The sequence below is a fragment of the Actinoplanes nipponensis genome, assembly GCF_016862275.1.
GTDB lineage: Bacteria > Actinomycetota > Actinomycetes > Mycobacteriales > Micromonosporaceae > Actinoplanes > Actinoplanes nipponensis.
The window spans coordinates 14,659-32,098 of sequence record NZ_BOMQ01000050.1 but is presented as its reverse complement, the minus strand read 5'-3'; the positions used below and the strand labels follow the sequence as shown (position 1 = coordinate 32,098).

Sequence of the window (17,440 nt, the reverse complement as noted above, 5' to 3'; positions counted from 1 at the left end):
CGGTGCCCGAGCCGTTGTCGGCGCAGGTGAAGTGGACGGTGGGGGTGGTGCGGTACCAGCCGTCGGCGCCCGGGTCGCCGGTGACGGCCGCGGTGATGGCCGGCGCGGTGCGGTCGATGTTGACGGTGACGGTGGCGGCGGCGGTGTTGCCGGCCTTGTCGGTGGTGGTGCCGGTGATCTGCAGTCCGGCGCCCTCGGCGGTCACCGGCACGTCGGCCGGGCAGTCGACCGGGCCCGAGCCGGCGTCGGCGCAGGTGAAGTGGACAGTCGGGATGGTGCGGTACCAGCCGTCCGCGCCGGGGTCGCCGGTGACGGCCGCGGTGATGACGGGAGCGGTCCGGTCCACGTCGACCGAGACCTGCGTGGTGGCGGTGTTGCCGGCCTTGTCGACCGCGGTGCCGGTGACCGGGCGGCCCGGGCCCTCGCCGTCGACGGTGACGTCGGCCGGGCAGGCGGCCAGGCCGGAGCCGTTGTCGGCGCAGGTGAAGTGGACGGTGGGGGCGGTGCGGTACCAGCCGTCCGCGCCGGGCTCGCCGACGACGGTGGCGGTGATGGCCGGGGCGGTGCGGTCGACGTTGAGGGTGACGGTGGCGGTGGCGGTGTTGCCCGCCTTGTCGACGGCGGCGCCGGCGATCCGCTGGGCGGTGCCGTCCGTCTCGATCCGGCGGTCGGCCGGGCAGGTGGCGATGCCCGAGAGCCGGTCCGAGCAGGTGAAGCGCACGGTCGGGGGAACGGTGTACCAGCCGTCGGCGTTCGCGTCGCCGACGACCGTGGCCGTGATGACCGGCGCGCCGCGGTCCAGGCTCAGCTCCACCGTGGCGGTCGCCGTGTTGCCGGCCTTGTCCAGGGCGGTGCCGGTGACCTTCTGGCCGGCGCCGTCGACGGTGATCGGGGTGTCGGCCGGGCAGGTCGAGATCGTGGAGACCTCGTCGGCGCAGGTGTAGTGGATGACCGGCGGGGCGGTGTACCAACCGGCGGCGTTCGGCGTGCCGGCCACGGTGGCCGTGATCGTCGGCGGCGTGCGGTCGAGCTTGAGCGTCATCGTGGTGGTGGCGGTGTTGCCGGCGCCGTCCACCGCGGTCCCGGACACCCGCAGGGCGGCGTTGTCGGCGCCGGTCAGGATGTCGGCCGGGCAGGTGGCGATGATGCCGCTGTCGTCGGCGCAGGTGAAGTGGATGGTGACCGGCGCACGGAACCATCCGTTGACGGCGGGCTGCGACAGCGTCGCGGTGATCGTGGGCGGGGTCCGGTCGGAGCCGGCGCTGACGACGGTCGTCGTGGTGGTCGGCGCCGTGGTCGGCTCCGCGGTCGGGGTGGCCGGGTCACCCGAGGGGGAGGCGACGACTGCCGGTGCGGCGCTCGGGGCCGCGGCATCGGGTTGCGCCGTCGGGGTGACCGCCGGCGCCGGGGTGGCAACGGTGGGCGACCAGACGGGCACCGAACCGGTGACCGCGCCGCTGCCGCCGTTGTCGTTGTACGCCTTGACCTCGACCATCCAGCTCGCGGTGGCGTCCAGGGTGAGGGTGCCGGTCAGGGTGGGCGCGTCGACCCGCAGCTTGCCGGTGATGGCCTCCTTGCCGTAGCCGACCATGTAGTAGGTCGGCGCCGGGCCGGTCTTCGGGGCCTGCCAGACGACCTCGACGGTGCCGGGGGCGTCGGCGCGGCGCTGGACGACCAGGCCGGTGGGGTCGGCCGGCCGGTAGCGGTCCAGCAGCGACTTCGCCGTCGAGCAGGCGCCGAACTCGTTCACCGTGGAGACCGAGACCGTGTAGGCCCGGGCCGGGTCCACGCCGGGGAACCGGAAGGAGGTGTCGGTCGTGGTCCGGTCGGCCAGGACCACGCCGTCGGAGAGCCGGACGAAGACCACCCGGTACGCGGTCAGCGGGGTGTAGCCCGTCCAGGACGGCGCCCGCCACGTCGCCGTGGCGACCGCGCCGTCCTCCTCGCGGCCGGTGGCCATGCCCATGACGGTGCTCGGCGTCAGCGAGCGGACCGTCGTGTACCCGGTGTTGGTCACCGAGTTGTCGGCGCCGGCCGCGCCGACCCGCATCTTGAACGACGTGCACGGGTCGGGGGCGTCGATCACGTACTCGGTGGTCGTGGCCGGCACGTTGATCACCGTCTCGACGTCGCCGGCGACGACGTCGACGACGTAGTGGTCGGTGAGGGGGTCCCCGGACTTCCAGGCCATCCGGATCCGGTGTACGTCATCGGCGGACCGGGCCACCGCCAGCCCCTTCGGGGCGGCGGGCGCCGCGAGGGCCGCCATCGGGGTGCCGACGACGGTCGCGGTCGCGCCCACCAGAGCGGCGCTCACCACGGTCAGTACTCGCCTCAGATCCATCAGGCCTCTTCTCGGTTCGGGTGTGCGGCACTCTCATCGGCGGGCAGTCTCAAGCCGACCTCAAGGGGGTCTCTCGACACGGTCAGGACTGCCGGGGGCGGCGGGCTCACGAGGCGAGCTCGGCCGCGACCGGGACGGGCCCGGTCTCGCGGGGCGCGGTCGGGCCGGGCCCGTCCTCGGCGGACACGGCGGACAGCGTGAACCAGATCCGGGCGCCCCCGCGGAACCGTGGATCGGCGCCGATGGCGCCGCCCAGGCGCTGCACGATCCGGCGGCAGATGGCCAGGCCCAGGCCCGTGCCCGCGTACGCGTCCGGATGGGCCCGGTGCAGCTCGTCGAAGATCGCCTCGTGCTGGCCCTCCGGGATGCCGACACCGGCGTCGGTCACCTCGATGTGCACGACGCCGTCGTCGCCGGCCCGCGCGGTCACGTGCACCCGGGCCGTCTCGCCCGGCCGGACGTACTTGACCGCGTTGCCCAGCAGGTTCTCGAACAACCGGCGCAGCATGCCGTGGTCGCCGTGGACCGCCGGCAGGTCGTCGCGGGTGATGTGCGGCAGCGGCCGGCCGCCGCGCAGCGACGCGTCGGCGGCCTGGTCGGCCACCACGTCGTCGACGAGGGCGCCCAGGTCGATGGTCGTCCGGCGCAGCGGCGCGCCGCGCACCGTCGAGTACGCGAGCACGTCGTCGATCAGCCGCCGCATCCGGTCGGTGCCCCGGTTGATCTCCTCGACGAACTCGTCGTACCCGGCCGGCCGCGGCCAGCCGACGTCGAGGTGGGTCAGCAGCTGGGCGTACCCGCCGACGGCGACCAGCGGGGCCTTGAGGTCATGGCTGATCTCCCAGGAGAAGGCCTCCAGGTCGCGCACCGAGCGGGTCAGCTCGTGGACCGTGCGTTCCAGCTCGGCGTTGCGCCGGCGCTGGCGGGCCAGCTCGGCGTACACGTCGTCCGCCGCGCCGGGTGCGCCGGCCGGGGCCGGGGCTTCAGCGTTGTGCGGCACATTCGGTCCTTTCCTCAGCGGCGAGGTAGCCCGCCATCAGCCGGGTCGCCCCGACCACGGCGTCCTGCACGCCCGCGACCAGCGCGGTCAGTTCCGTCTCGGTGCTGCCGGCGGTGACGCTGCGCTCCACCAGGGCGCAGGCCTCGGCGAGCGGGTCGGCGCCCAGCAGCGCGCTGGACGACTTGAGCGTGTGCGCGACGGCCCGCAACGCGTCGTGGTCACGGGTCCGCAGCGCCTCGGTCATCGCCGTGCGGCGACCGTCGAGCTGGGCGAGGAAGGTGTTGACCGTGGTCACCACCAGCGCCCGGTCGTCCAGCTGCTCCTCCAGCTCGCGCAGCCGGTCCAGGCCGGGCCGGTCGTCCGGCGCCGGCCCGGTGGCGGCCTCCGGCTCCGGGGCGGGGGCCAGGTACGGCTCCAGCGCGGCCCGCAGCTCCGGCAGCGTGATGGGCTTGCTCAGGTGCCCGTCCATCCCGGCCTCGAGGCAGCGTTCCCGGTCGCCGTGCAGGGCTGTCGCGGTCAGCGCCAGGATCGGCGTGGTCGCGCCGGCCGCTCGGATGCGCCGGGTCGCCTCCAGCCCGTCGGTCCGGGGCATCTGCAGGTCCATCAGCACCACGTCGTACCGGGTGCCGCCGAGCGCGGCGTCGACGGCGGCGCCGCCGTCGGGCACGGTGTCGCACTCGATGCCGAGCAGCTCGATCATGCGGCGGAACACGGTCCGGTTGACGTCGTTGTCCTCGGCCAGCAGGACCCGTCCGGGGCCCAGCGGCGGCACCGTGACGGGCGCGCCGCGCACTCCGGTCCGTTCCTGGTTCAGCGCGGCCACGAGCCGGCGCAGCAGCAGGGGAGCGGTCAGGACGCCGGGCTTGCGCACGACGCCGGTCCGCGGGTCGCTGGTGCTGATCATCAGCGACCGCCCCTCCGGGCCCAGGGCCGCGCCGATCGCGTCGGCCCGGACCACCGCCTCGGGGTCGTGCGCGTCGTCGCACCACAGCACCATGTCGACCTCCGCCGTCCGGGCGGTGACCTCGGCGAGCAGCATCGGCACCGGCTCGGCGCCCGCGCTGCGCAGTTGCCAGGACAGCGCCAGGCTCGAGCGCGGCGAGGGGGCCACGACCGCGACCCGGCGGCGGTGCAGCGGCGGCGTGGACGGCGGCGGCTGCTGCGGGGCGGCCCGCAGCGGCAGGCGGATGAGGAACTCGGCCCCCGCGCCCGGCTGGGACCGTACGTCCAGCGTTCCGCTCATGGCCGTCACCAGGCGCGAGGCCAGGGCCAGGCCGAGCCCGGCGCCCTCGTGCCGGCGCGACGCCGAGGAGTCGGCCTGCACGAACGGCGCGAAGATCCGCGTGCGGTCGGGGTCGGCGATGCCGGGCCCGGTGTCGGAGACGACGATCAGGTACGCGTCGTCGCCGTCGGGCGCCGCGGTCACGACGACCTCGCCGGCCTCGGTGAACTTGACCCCGTTGCCGACCACCGCGGTGAGCACCTGGCGCAGCCGGTCGGGGTCACCCAGCAGCGTGGCCGGCAGGTCGGGAGCCGGCGCGGACAGCAGCAGGATGCTCTTGCGCCGGGCCTGCTGCTGCAGCGGCTCGACGACGGCCTCCAGCACCGCGCGCAGGTCCACCGGCTCCTGCCGCACGCGCAGCTCGCCGGTCTCCAGCCGGGCCAGGTCCAGCAGGTCGTCGGCCAGGGTCTTGAGACCGTGCACCGAGCGGTGCACGCTGTCGACGATCTCCCGGACGTCCTGCGGCATCGGCTGGGCGCGCAGCAGGTCCACGGTGGCGACCACGGTGGTGACCGGGGTCCGGATCTCGTGGCCGAGCAGGGCCAGGAACTGCGACTTGGCGTCGTTCGTGGCGCCCGGCCCGGCGCCGCCGCCCGGTTCGGCCGCGGTCCGCACGGTGATGAGCCGCCGGTGCGGTCCGTAGTCGCTCTCCAGGTGCGCGACCCGTACGGTGGCGGGGACGTCCGGGTCGCACCGGCAGTCGAGCACGGTGGGCTCGGCGTTGGGGGTCATCCGCCGTACGGCCGCCAGCAGCTGGTGGTGGCCCGGGCACGGGCCGGCGCCGGCGCCGGCGGCGAGCCAGGCGCCCTCGGGTGGGTAGCCGCCACCTTCCGGACCGGACCAGAGCCGGTTGGCCAGTAGGACCTGACCGTCCTGATCGACGATCGCGGCAGGGCCGGCAATCGCCTCGACGAGCGTGTGCGCCGCAGATCCCATCCACAGACCCTTCCGAGAACGGACCCGGGGGCAGGTCCGTGCTCGAGGATCACCGGGGCCGGGTGCGGAGCGGTCCGGCGTTCGGTTTCCGTGCGGTTGCGGCGTCCGCCGCGGCCCGGCGCGGGTGGGGGATCAGGCGGCGTGGCGGCGGCGGTAGCCCAGCGGGGCCACGGCGGTGCGGCCCGCGCTGCGGGACCGGCGGCGGTACAGGGCGCCCAGGGCCAGCCCGGCGACCAGCAGCGCGCCGACCGACCAGGGCAGGACGTCGACCGGGCCGCGGGCCGCGGCCCGCGGCGGCACCGCCGAGATCATGACGCGGGAGGTGCCGGCGGCCGAGCGGCCGGCGACCACGATGCTCGCCCCGCTCTGACCAGCGGCGATCAGCTCCTGGGGCACGATCACCTGGACCCGCCCGGTGTCGTCGCTGCGGGTCTGCCGCAGCGGGGTGGCGCCGAGCCGGACGTCCACGACCGCCCGGGCCCGGTACGCGAAGCCGTCGACCCGCAGCTGCGTGCCGTGGTCGATCCAGGTGATGACCAGCTTGTCCGGCGCGGTGGCGCCCGCGCTGGCCGGCGCCGGCGCGCTCAGCAGCACCGCGACCAGCCCGAGCAGGGACACGAGGGCGGTCAGCAGGTGGCGGGGGCGAGCGGTCGGCTTGGGCATGAGTTGAGACTGCGGCATCCGGCCCGGCAGGGGAACGGCTGCGAGCCAACCTTGCCCGGCACCTGAGCTGAGGTTGAGGAACGGGCCGGACCGGCGGCGCTCAAGCCCGCGGGCGCCCCGCCGATCAGGAGAGGGACGGGGCCGGGCCAAGCCGGTTGCGCGGAGCCGAGCAGGAGGCCGGGGCATGGCGCTGGACCTCTCCGACGCTCCGGCGGCCGCGCCGCCGGCGGCGGCGCCGTCCGGATCGGTGATCGCCCGGCACCGCCGGCGCCCGGACTGGCCGGCGCTGGCCGAACGGCTGTGGCGGCCCCCGTTGGCCCTGGCGGTCGCGATCTTCGTGGCCTGCGGGCCCGCCCACGCGTTCGGCTACCCCGATCTGGTCTTCGCGGCCGTCCTGGTCGCCCTGGTGCTGGCCGGGTCCGCGGTGCCGCTGGGGCTGGTGGCGCTGCGCCACCGGCCGGCCGGCGCGGACTCCGATGACTGACCCGGACGGCCGGGCCCCTTCCGCGCGGCGCCGGCTCGGCCGGGCCGCGTGGCCGGTCGCCCGGCCGTACCTGATCGTGTTGGCGCTCAACGCCGTCGTCGTCAGCCAGTGGTTCCGCACCGGCACGTTCATCGCGGCCGGCGACATCGGCGCCTTCATCCGCCGCGGCTGGGCCCCCGAGGCCGCCTGGAGCTGGAACCATCAGATCACCGGGGCCGGCTCGGCCGGCTACACGATGGCCCGGGGCTTCGAGTTCCTGCTCATCTGGTGCTGCCGGGCGGTGGGGCTGACCGAGTACTCGGCGCAGTGGTTGTTCTACGTCTGCATCTACGGCCTGGTCGGCTTCGGGGTCGCCTACCTGGCCGGGGCCTTCGTGCGCAGCGAGCCGGCGATCGTCGCCGCCGGCGCCTTCGGCCTGCTCAACGGCTTCTTCCTGACCCGCCTGCCGAACCCGCTGAACATCATCTCGGTGGGGGTGGTCGCGCTGATCACCGGCGTCGCGATGCGGGCGGCGCAGGGCCGGCGGATCCCCGCGCCGATCGCCGGGTTCGCGCTGATGCCCACCTCGTTCCTCGCCTTCAACCCGCCGATGCTGGTCGTCGCGTACGCGTGGGCGGTCGCCGGCACGCCGCTGCTGGCCGCGCTGGTCCTGGGCCGCGGCCCGGCCCTGCGCCTGCTGAAGTGGTTCGTCCCGGCCGTGCCGTGGGCGCTCGGCCTGAACGCGTTCTGGCTGGTGCCGCTGGCCCAGAGCTTCGTCGGCGGGGGCGGCGCCACCGCCAACGCCACCTTCACCGACCCGACCAACTGGTCGTGGTCGCAGGTCAACAACCTGCCGCAGAACATCGTGACGCTGGTGGCCAACTGGGCGTGGTTCCGCCCGCAGTACCTGCCGTTCGCGGCGGACCTGGACCGGCCCTGGTGGATCTGGATCCGCTACCTGCTGCCCGCCCTGGTCTTCCTGGCCCCGCTGGTGGCGCCGCGCCGGCTGCGCCGGGCCGCCCTGGGCCTGGTCGCCCTGATCATCGTGTTCGTGTTCCTGGCCAAGGGACTGCGGCCGCCGCTGAGCCGGCTCAACCTCTTCCTGTACCTGCACGCCCCCGGCTTCTGGCTGTTCCGCGAGCCGATGAGCAAACTGGGCCAGCTGCTGGTGGCGATGTTCGGCGTCATGCTGGCCATCGGGGTGGAGGGTGTGCTCGGCCGGGTGCGCCGCCGGTTCCCGCGGCCGGGGTGGCGCCGGCCGCTGGTCCACGCCGGCGCCGTCGCCCCGCTGGTGCTGGTGCTGGCCTACCCGTACCCGCTCTACACCGGCGGGGTGATGCCCGACGAGCGGCCCACCCAGCCGTCCACCCACGTCCGGGTGCCCCCGCAGTGGTGGGACCTGGCCGAGCGCATCGACGCCGATCCGCGGCCCGGCCGGGTGCTGGTCCTGCCGTTGGACGACTACTACCAGATGCCCACGACCTGGGGTTTCTTCGGCGTGGACAGCATCGCCAACCTGCTCATCCAGCACCCGGTGGTGCAGCCCAAGCCCGACGGCTACTTCGGCGACGTGGCCGGGTTCTCGGCCGACGTGCGGGCCGTGGAGACCGCGCTGCTGGCCGGCGACCTGACCCCGGTGCCGAAGCTGCTCGACGCGATCGGGGCCGGCCGGGTGGTGGTCCGGCACGACCTGGTCCGCGGCCTGCCCAACCGGTACTTCGCCGACGACCGGGTGCTGGCCGCGGCGATGGACCGGGTGCCGGGGGCCACCCTCGACGTCGACGGCATGCTGCAGATGTGGACCTTCGCCGAGGGCGTCAGCCCCACGGTGCGCACGTACGACCGGGTCCTGGACGCGCCGGCCCGGGCGGACGCGGGCGCGGCGGTGCTCGGCACCGTGGACACCCGGACCGCGATCGAGGCGCGGGCGGACAGCGCCCCCGTGGCGCTGAGCCCGCAGGTGGACGACACGGCGGCGGTCACCCCCGACGTCGTGCACTGGCCGGTCCCGGCCGTCGACAGCGGCTCGCCGCGCACGACCGTGGACCTGCCGGCCGGCCGGTACACGGTGGCCCAGCGGGCGCGCGCCGCGGCGGTGCTCGTCCCGCGGCTCGACGCGGCGGACCGGCGGCTGGTGCTGCGTGATCCCACCGTGGTGACCGTGGACGGCCGGGCGGTCTCCCGCCGGCCCGACCTGTCGGTGCCGGTCCCGCCGGACCGCCGGATCCTGGCCGTGCGGGCCGGCGGCCGGACCGTGTCGCTGGACGGGCCGGGCGCCGCGCCGACCGTGCCGATCGGCGCCGCGACCTCGCTGAGCCTGCTCGCGCAGGCCCGGCAGCCGGTCACCGTGACCGACTACTCCCCGGTCTTCGACTGCAACAACTACGAGCCCCGGCCGTGGGCCGCGCTGGGCCTCACCCGGAGCGTGACCGGCGCCGCCGCCGGCCGCACCGTGCGGATCGCCGCGAGCGACCACGCGGCCTGCACCAAGGTGGTGGTCAGCGGGGGCGCGCCGGGCGGGATCTACCGGGTGCGGCTGCAGTACCGCCACGTCGAGGGCGCCCGCCCGCAGATCTGCCTGTGGCAGGCCGGGGCGTCGGGCTGCGAGCTGGCCGCCCGCCCGGTGCTCGACGACGAGTGGAGTTCCTACGAGCGGGTCGTGACCATGGACGGGGCCGGCGAGCTGCAGATCATCCTGCACGCCGACGTCGGGGAGCGGCTGCGGCCCAGGACCGTGGCCGAGTACCGGGCGCTGCGGGTCGACGCGCTGGAGGCGGTGACCACCACGACGGTCTGGCCGCCGGCCGTGCCGGAGGCGACCGTGGACCTGGCCGCCGGCCCGCACGAGCTGCGCGTCGACGGCGGGCCGGCCGGCTCGGTGCTCGCGCCGTTCGAGCCGCTGGAGGACTGCTTCCGCTACGACGACCGGACCGGCGAGGAGGCCGGGCTGGCGGCCGAGTCGCAGATCGGCGCCGACGGCGAGACGACGTACACCCTGAAGGCGGTGAGCCATCTGGCCTGCATCGGCTCCTCGGCGCACGACGTGGGGGCCGCGTCGCTGTACGAGCTGTCGCTGCAGGCCCGCAGCGTCGCCCTGCGCAACCCCAAGTTCTGCCTGTACCTGCGCGGGCCCGACCTGTGCCGCACCCTGCCGACCGTCGCGGCCTACCGGGGCTGGACCTCCTACGAGGCGCTCGTCCCGCCCGATCCCGGGGCGGTCGAGACCAAACTCTTCCTGTACGGCCTGCGCGACCTCCGGGAGCAGCAGCAGTCCCAGGTCGAGTACCGCGGGGTGCGGCTGCGGCCGGTCGCCTCGCCGTCGTCCGTCGTGCTGGTCCGCCGGCCCGACCCGGTCCCGCCGTCCACGGTGGACTGGACGCGGCACAACCCGGCGCACTTCTCCGGCACCGTCACCGCGCCCGGCCGGGCCACGGTGGCGCTGGCCGAGACCGCCGCGCCGGGCTGGACGCTGACCGGCGTCGAGGGCGCCCGCAAGATCCGGCTGCAGGGGTGGATGAACGGCTGGGTGCTGCCCTCCGGCGGCCCGGTCGAGGTCCGGTACGCCCCGGCGCGGATCGCCCGCTACGCGCTGTACCTGCTGCCGGTCACGGTGGCCGCCGCCGTCGTCTCGATGTACCTGCTGCGGCTGCCGCCGGGCCGTCCGGGCAGCTGGTCGCTGCGGCACCGCCGGCGCGGCCGGGTGGCGCGGCTCTGGGCGCGACGCCCCCGGATCCGTCCGGCGCTGCGCCGGTGGACCCGGTGAGGCCGGCCCGGGCCCTCGGGGCGCTGGTTCCCGCGCGGCTGCGCTCGCGCCGCGGCGGGCGGGCCGCGGCGGCCCTGCTGGCGGTCCTGGCGCTGGTGCTGGGCTGGTCGCTGAGCCGGTGCTCGCCGGTGCCGGGCACGATCCGGGTGGTCGCCGTGGGGGACATGGCCTGCGACCCCGACGACCCGGACATGACCGCGGCGGGCGCGGCGCCCGGTGACCACTGCCGGCACCGGGCCGTCTCGGACCTGGCGGTCGCCCTGCGGCCGGCGGTCCTGCTGGGCCTGGGCGACTTCCAGTACGAGCTGCCGACCAGCGAGGCCTACCGGACCGTGTACGGCCCCTCGTTCGGGCGGCTGCGCGAGCGGACCGTGCCCGTCTTCGGCAACCAGGAGTACCGGGTCCAGGAGGCCAGCACGTTCACCGCCTACTTCGGCGACCGCGTCCGCGACCCGCGCGGGTACTGGTCGCAGGAGCTGGGGGGCTGGCATCTGGTCGTGCTCAACTCCAACTGCGGCGCGGTGGCCGGCGGCTGCGGCGAAGGATCGCCGCAGCAGGAGTGGCTGGCCCGGGACCTGGCCGCGTACGACGGTCGGTGCGTGCTGGCCGCCTGGCACCATCCGCGCTGGTCGAACGGCCTGGCCGGGGACGACCCGCGGACCGGGGCGCTGTTTCGCACCCTCTACGACCACGGCGCCGAGCTGGTGCTCTCCGGGCACGAGGCCGACTACGAACGGTTCGGGCCGCTCGATCCGGACGGCCGCCCGGACGAGCGGGGGGTGCGCCAGTTCGTGGTCGGCACCGGCGGCCAGGCGCACTACCGGCCCGAGGCCACCGCGGCGGCGGGCGCCGGCGGCCCGGCCGGGGAGTTCGCCGACTTCGACCACCACGGCGTGCTGGAGCTCGAGCTGGATCCCGGCGGGTGGCGGTGGCGGTTCCATGCCCTGGAGGCCGGCCGGGCGGTCACCGACGAGGGGGAGGGCGCCTGCCGGTGAGCGCCGGGCTCACGCGACGGTGTCGGCGTACGCCCGGGCGGTGACGGCCGCCGCGCGGTCCCAGCCCAGCCGGTCGCGGACCGAGCGCACCCCGGCCTGGGCGTACCGGCGCCAGGTGAGCTCGTCGCCGAGCACGGTGACCAGCGCGTCGGCCAGGGCCGCGGGCCGGGCCGGGGGCACGGCCAGGCCGTTGACGCCCGGCTGCAGGACCGCCCGTACGCAGGCGACGTCGGTGGCGACCACCGGCAGGCCGACGCTCATCGCCTCCGCGACCGCCATGGCCGGCGGCGAGGTGGTGTAGTCGAACTTGAACGGCCAGGTGCCCACCTGGGCCGCCGCCAGCTCCGCCAGCAGGTCGGTGACGGGCTCGGTGACGATCTCCACGGCCTCGGGGTGGCCGGCGCGGGCCAGGATCGCGGGCAGCTCCGGGCGCGGGATCAGCAGCAGCCGCAGCCGGGCCCCCGGAATCCGGGCCCGGACCAGCGGGAACGCGGCCAGCAGGGTGTCCAGCCCGCGGACGCTCTCGGCCCGGCCGGCGAACACGATGGTGGGCCGGTCGGCGTCGAAGCGGGCCCGGCGCTCGTCGGACGGGGCGCCGGACGGCAGCCGGCTGACGGTGATGCCGGGACGCCCGCCGAGCCGCCGCTCGACCCGCGGGTCGGGGGTCAGCACGGTGCTGACCCCGGCCCGGTGCAGGGCGGCGGTGGCCAGCGCCGAGGGCAGCATGGTGGTCAGCGCCACCCGGATCTGCAGCACGTTCGAGGCGCGCATCTCGGCCAGGGTGGCGCGGCGCCAGGTCGCCGGTCCCGGCACGGTGGGCCAGGCGTAGGCGGTCAGCACCGTCCGGTACGGGCGCAGCACCGGCAGCGCGGTCTGCAACGGGCCGAGCGCCCCGGCGTGGACGTGCACCACGTCGGGCCCGATCCGGGCCAGCACGCCGGCCAGGTCGGCCGTACGCCCGAACGGGAAGGTGCCGACGGACCCGCCGAGCTCGTGCACGCCGGCGAACGGGCTGGTGCCGTCGTGGGCGTGCGCGGTCACCAGGTGATGCTCGCCGTCGACCCGGGCGGCGGTCTCGGCGACCGTGCGGCCCATCGCCTCACGCGCCGAGTACTCGGCGATGAGGTGGACGACGCGCCGGCCGCCGGTCACGGGGTGCGGGCGCCGGCGGTGGTCCGGCTGTCGCGGATGCCGATGGCCAGTCCGGCGGCCTCGGTCAGCTTGAGGGTGGCGAGCCCGGCGGTCAGCACCGGGTGCCGCAGCAGCCGGGCGGGCCGGCGCAGCAGCGCGGTACGGGCGAACTTGCTCCCGCTGGAATCAGCATGCATGCGTACATACTGGTCGATCCAGCGGCCGTAGTAGCGCTTCTTGGCGAAGGTCGCCCGCAACCGGATCCGTCCCTCGTCGTGCCAGATCCACGCCGGGACCCGCCCGACCGTGGCCACCGCCCGGGTCCGGTCGGCCAGGTCCCAGTCCTCGGCCGCGGTCAGGTCCTCGTTCCAGCCGCCGATCCGCTCGATGAGCTCCCGGCGGTACGCCCGGGGCGACTCGACCGCCGCGTCGCCGACGTACAGCAGCTTCTCCATCTCGCGGCAGCGGGCCAGGAAGCCCTCCCCGAACGAGCGCTCGGGGATGATCAGCGCGCCGGTGTCCGGCTCGGCGGTGAACCGCTCGACGATCTGGGCGGCGACATGGGGCTCCAGCACCATGTCGGAGTCGATGAACACCACCACGTCGCCGGTGCTGCGCTCGGTGCCGTGGTTGCGCTGCGCGCTGCGTTCCGGGCCCCACTGCAGCACCTGGTCGGCGTGCCGGCCGGCGATCCGCACGGTGCCGTCGGTGGAGCCGTTGTCGACCACCAGCACCTCCACGGCGGCGTGCGTCTGCGCGCGCAGCGAGGCGAGGCAGGCGTCGAGGGTCCGGGCCGAGTTCTTGGTCGGCACCACAAAACTGATCTTCATGTCTCTCCTGTCGGACGGGTGCCGGAGCCGGCCGGCCCGGGCATGAGCAATCAGGCCGCGGGCGCCAGCGGGGCCGCGGCCCCGGGGACCCGCGCGTGCCGCTGGACGGCGGCGAGCAGGGTGTCGGCCACCTCGTCCCAGGGCCGGGCGCCGCCGTACGGCACGCCCTCGCCGGGCTGCCGGCGCAGGCCGGGCAGCAGCTCGCACAGCCAGCGGGCCAGCGCCTCCGGGCGGGGCGGCACCACGATGCCGCCGGCGGCCCGGGCCGAGTCCCGCAGACCCGGCACGTCGTACGCGATCGTGGGCGTGCCGAGCGCGGCGGCCTCGGTGACCACCAGGCCCCAGCCCTCCCGCACGCTGGTGGCCACGTGCACGTGGGCCCGGGCCATCCGGTCGTGCTTGACCCCCTCGTCGACCCGGCCCAGGAACTCCACCCCGGCCGGGGCCCGCTCCCGCAGCCGGTTCAGCAGCGGACCGCCGCCGATCATCCACAGCCGCAGGCCGGGGATCTCACGGCGGCTCAGCTCCACCGCGCGGACGACGTCGCCGGGGCGCTTGTAGCTCACCATCCGGCCGCAGAACACGACCGTGGGCTGCTCCTCCTTGGCCACCACGGGCAGCGCCGCCGGGGGCTCGTACCCCTCGGGCACGACCGTCACGTCGCGGGCGCCGAAGCGGGTGAGCGCCTCGCGGGTCGAATCCGAGACGGCCAGGATCGGCGCGCCGCCGAGCCGGCGCAGCCACCACGGTTCGAGCACGTGGCGGCCGAGCTGGGCGGCGAGCGGGGGCACGTGGTGCGGCCAGATGTCCTCGCAGGTCTGGTGGACCAGGGCGATGGTCGGCGTGCCGTCGTCGACCCACTCGTGGGCCAGGAACGGCACGGTGTTGGTCTCGTCGACCACCACGTCGAACCGGCCGCGTCCCCAGCGCTGCCACCAGCGCCGGGCCTCGCGGTAGACGGTGAACCGGCTGCCGGCGCGCACGATCCGGTAGCCGTCGACGATCTCGGTGGCGGGCCGGCCCGCCACGGCGGCGGCGAACAGCGTCACCTGATGGCCGGCGGCGACCCAGCGCCGCAGCACCTGCTCGGTGTAGACCTCCGCGCCGCCGGCGGCCGGATGCCGCAGGTCGCGCCAGTTCAGGACCAGGATGCGCATGCACGTCCTCCGGAAGCTCAGGCCGCGATCGCGGCACGGGGGGTGGGCTCGGCGCCGGCCGCGCCGAGGGGGGTGACCGGGCGCGCCCACACCCGGGCCTCCAGCGCGAGCATCAGCAGCAGGGTCGGCGCCAGGGCGGCGGCCGAGCACAGGGCGATCTGGGTGGCCGAGGAGTGCCAGGTCTCGATCAGCGCCACCTCGAGCCCGGCGCCGAGCCACGGGACCGCCAGCGTGCGCGCCCGGCGGGCCAGCGCCGCATAGGTCAGGACGGTCACCAGCGAGGTCAGGGCGGCCACGCTCACCAGGGCCCGGACGAGCCCGCCGGCGTCGGCGTACCCGTCGCCGTAGAGCACCCGCAGCACCGGCGCCGGCACCGCGATGATCACGGCCGCGCCGAGCAGGGCGGGCCCGGCGACGGCCAGCGCGCCGGCCGCCAGCACCCGGGCCCGGCCGGGCTGCCGCCAGCCGGCCAGGAGCCGGGGGAAGACCGCCGCCATGACGGCGGCGGGCAGCGCCAGCACCGTCTTGGCCACCGTCGCGGCCGCGATGTAGGCGCCCGAGCCGCCGTCGCGCAGGTGGTGGCGGGCCAGCAGCAGGTCGACGGTGGAGAACAGGAACAGCCCGGTGACCGCGATCCCGGCGTGGGCGACCGCGCCCAGCCGCAGGGCGCCGGGCGTGCCGGCCCCGGCCGGACGGCGCAGCGGCCGGGCGGCCACCAGCAGGGCCGCGACCTCCGCGGCCACCGTGGCGGCCAGGGCGCCCGAGACGCCGAACGTGACGGTGAGGGCGAGTCCGAGCGCGAGCCGGACCGCCGTCGCGACGAGGTAGGTCACCGCGACCGCCCCGGTGCGCCGGGCGCCGAGCAGCAGCCCGCGCGCCGCCGCGACCACCGCCGCGATGATCAGGTACGGGGCCAGCTGCACCGCCTCGGCCAGGCCGGCCAGGTGGAAGTAGTCCCGCAGCAGGGGCGCGCAGGCCAGGACCACGAGGGCCGGCCCGAGCGACCAGAGGGCGACCAGCCGCAGCGTCCGGCGGGCCGAGGCCCGGCTCAGGCCGTGCTCGGCGACCAGCGCCGAGGCGGCGGTCTGGACGGCGCCCAGCGGCACCCCCAGCATCAGCATCGCGGCCAGCACGGTGCCCAGGGCCCCGTAGGCGTCGGCGTCGAGCAGCCGGCCGACCGTCGCGTGGAAGCCGAGATTGCCCGCGCTCTGCACGGCCACCGCGGCGGCGACGGGCAGCGCGCCGCGGGCCAGCAGGCCGGGCAGGCGGCGGGGCTCGAATCTCACGCGGTCCTTATCGGCGGCGCGGCTCGCGAGTTGTCGGTTTCTTCGTCGCGACCCGGGTGCGACGGGCGGATGCCGGTTTCGCCTGCCCCGGCCCCAGCGGAGGCCCATACTGGTCGTGAAATGAGTCATTACCGGCAATCATCCATCAACCACCCGTCGTCCCCGGCCGTCCCGGATCGCCGGCGGGTGCGGGAGGTGGTGACGTCGGCCCTCGACGCCACCGGCGAGAGCTGGGCCTGGCAGGGCGAGGCGACGGCGGCCGACCAGTGGGTCGCCGCCACCGGCCCCAAGGACCTGGACATCTGGTACGCGGGCCCGCCGACCGGCGCCGACCCGGTGGCCGCGATCAGCCGGGCGCTGGACTGCGCCCGGATCGCCGAGGCGGCCGACCCCCGCCGGCTGCGCCATGTCAGCCTGGCCGTGCGGACGACGACCGGTCCGGCCGTCGTCGACATCACGTACGGCGACCTCTGCGTCGGCCCGGTGCTGCTGATGCCGGCCGCCCAGCTGCGCGCCGACCCGGTCACCCACCGCCTGCTGGGCGCCGCCGCGGTGGCCGACCTGCTGGTCCGTCCGGTCCTGCGCGGCCGCCGGCCGGCCCCCGCCCGGCTGGACGCGGCCCGCGGGGCCTGGGCCGACGCCGACCCGGACGAGCGGGCGGGACTGGCCCGGCGGCTCACCGCCCAGCTCGGCGCGCGGGTCGCGGGCGAGCTCATCGGGATCGCCGGCGGCGCGGACCCCGACCCCGGCCTGCCCCGGCGCGCCCGCCTGCGCCTGGCGGCCCGCAGCCTGGCCCCCGGCAGCGTCGCCGCGACGTGGGCCCAGCGCCGCTCGGTGCTGCCCGCGGGACCGGCGGCCGGTCCGCTCGGCCTGCGGATCCGGGGCGTGGTCGTGGCGCTGGTCGGCACGGACGGCGCGGGCAAGTCCACCGTCGCCGAGGGCCTGCACGACCGGCTGCGCGGCTACGGCCTGTCCACCAGCGGGGCGTACTTCGGCATGGCCCGCGGCAACCTGCCCGGCGTCGCGCTGGCCCGCCGCGTGCTCGGCGTCGGCCACACCGCACCGCCGGCCTCGGACCGGGCTCCCGGCGCCGCCCCGGCCCCGGCGGCCGCCCCGGCCCCGGCGGCCGCCCCGGCCCCGGCGGCCGCGCCGGCCGACCATCCGGGGCTCCGGCAGGCCGCCGCCTGGCTGTACGCCGGCGAGTACCTCTGGCGTTACCTGCGTACCGTGGCGCCGGCGCTGGCCCGGCGCCGGGTCGTCATCGCCGACCGCTGGGTGTACGACCTGCGCGAGTCGCCGTGGCCCGGTTCGTCGGCCGCCCGCGTCGCCGAGTTCCTGGTGCCGGCGCCCGACCTGCTGGTGCTCCCGGACGCTCCGGCCGACCTCATCCACGCCCGCAAGCCGGAACGGGCCCGCGCCGAGCAGGCCGCGCAGCAGGAGCGGTTCCGGCGGCTGCTCGCCGAGCACCCGGCCCGGACCGGCGAGGTCGTGGTGGACACCTCGGGCGCCACCGCGGACCCGCTCGCGCCGCTCGTCACGGCCGTGGTGCAAGCGGCGCACGGCCCCCGGCGCCGCCGCCGGTGACGCAAC

General features: G+C 76.4%; 12 protein-coding genes. 4 read left to right on the top strand and 8 right to left on the bottom strand.

All coding sequences use genetic code 11. The features are described 5' to 3' along the window. The 4 genes from Ani05nite_RS20190 to Ani05nite_RS20175 form a co-directional block, all read right to left on the bottom strand. A partial coding sequence (locus tag Ani05nite_RS20190; RefSeq protein ID WP_203770340.1) for a fibronectin type III domain-containing protein occupies nt 1–2,344 on the bottom strand: 2,344 nt, incomplete at its 3' end. Nucleotides 2,345–2,450: 106 nt separating this feature from the next. Then, the gene (locus Ani05nite_RS20185) at nt 2,451–3,344 is read right to left on the bottom strand and encodes a sensor histidine kinase (RefSeq protein WP_203770338.1); all 894 of its coding nucleotides are present in this window, start codon (nt 3,342–3,344) and stop codon (nt 2,451–2,453) included. After that, nucleotides 3,328–5,562, bottom strand: coding sequence for an ATP-binding protein (locus Ani05nite_RS20180; protein ID WP_203770337.1), 2,235 nt, complete (start codon nt 5,560–5,562; stop codon nt 3,328–3,330). Before Ani05nite_RS20180 ends, Ani05nite_RS20185 begins: the two co-directional genes overlap by 17 nt. Nucleotides 5,563–5,694: 132 nt before the next feature. Beyond that, on the bottom strand, nt 5,695–6,225 hold the full coding sequence (locus tag Ani05nite_RS20175; RefSeq protein ID WP_203770336.1) for a hypothetical protein: 531 nt from the start codon (nt 6,223–6,225) through the stop codon (nt 5,695–5,697). Nucleotides 6,226–6,409: 184 nt separating this feature from the next. Here Ani05nite_RS20175 and Ani05nite_RS20170 point away from each other — a divergent pair, with 184 nt between their 5' ends. From Ani05nite_RS20170 to Ani05nite_RS20160, 3 genes are read left to right on the top strand one after another with little or no spacing between them, the layout of a single operon-like run. Beyond that, on the top strand, nt 6,410–6,709 hold the full coding sequence (locus Ani05nite_RS20170; RefSeq protein WP_239130411.1) for a hypothetical protein: 300 nt from the start codon (nt 6,410–6,412) through the stop codon (nt 6,707–6,709). Next, a complete protein-coding gene (locus tag Ani05nite_RS20165) occupies nt 6,702–10,451 on the top strand; it encodes a putative glycosyltransferase family protein (RefSeq protein ID WP_239130409.1) in 3,750 nt (1,249 codons plus the stop codon). The genes Ani05nite_RS20170 and Ani05nite_RS20165 overlap by 8 nt, the downstream gene beginning before the upstream one ends. Next, the gene (locus Ani05nite_RS20160) at nt 10,439–11,446 is read left to right on the top strand and encodes a metallophosphoesterase family protein (RefSeq protein ID WP_239130406.1); all 1,008 of its coding nucleotides are present in this window, start codon (nt 10,439–10,441) and stop codon (nt 11,444–11,446) included. The genes Ani05nite_RS20165 and Ani05nite_RS20160 overlap by 13 nt, the downstream gene beginning before the upstream one ends. Nucleotides 11,447–11,455: 9 nt before the next feature. Here Ani05nite_RS20160 and Ani05nite_RS20155 read toward each other — a convergent pair whose 3' ends face one another. Genes Ani05nite_RS20155 through Ani05nite_RS20140 form a run of 4 tightly spaced genes read right to left on the bottom strand, consistent with a single transcriptional unit; the run spans nt 11,456 to nt 15,850 of the window. Beyond that, nucleotides 11,456–12,598 carry a glycosyltransferase family 4 protein gene (locus tag Ani05nite_RS20155; RefSeq protein WP_239130403.1) on the bottom strand — a complete coding sequence of 381 codons (1,143 nt, stop codon included), beginning with the start codon at nt 12,596–12,598 and terminating at the stop codon, nt 11,456–11,458. Then, nucleotides 12,595–13,407, bottom strand: coding sequence for a glycosyltransferase family 2 protein (locus Ani05nite_RS20150; protein ID WP_203770335.1), 813 nt, complete (start codon nt 13,405–13,407; stop codon nt 12,595–12,597). Before Ani05nite_RS20150 ends, Ani05nite_RS20155 begins: the two co-directional genes overlap by 4 nt. Nucleotides 13,408–13,457: 50 nt before the next feature. Continuing rightward, entirely contained in the window at nt 13,458–14,564 is a 1,107-nt protein-coding gene (locus tag Ani05nite_RS20145) for a glycosyltransferase family 4 protein (protein ID WP_203770334.1), read from the bottom strand. A gap of 17 nt (nt 14,565–14,581) precedes the next feature. After that, nucleotides 14,582–15,850: a lipopolysaccharide biosynthesis protein gene (locus Ani05nite_RS20140; RefSeq protein WP_203770333.1), complete on the bottom strand. Its 1,269-nt coding sequence runs from the start codon at nt 15,848–15,850 to the stop codon at nt 14,582–14,584. A 195-nt stretch (nt 15,851–16,045) separates the two neighbouring features. Between Ani05nite_RS20140 and Ani05nite_RS20135 the strand changes: the two genes are divergently transcribed. After that, nucleotides 16,046–17,434: a thymidylate kinase gene (locus Ani05nite_RS20135; RefSeq protein ID WP_239130400.1), complete on the top strand. Its 1,389-nt coding sequence runs from the start codon at nt 16,046–16,048 to the stop codon at nt 17,432–17,434. The last annotated feature ends 6 nt before the right edge of the window (nt 17,435–17,440 follow it).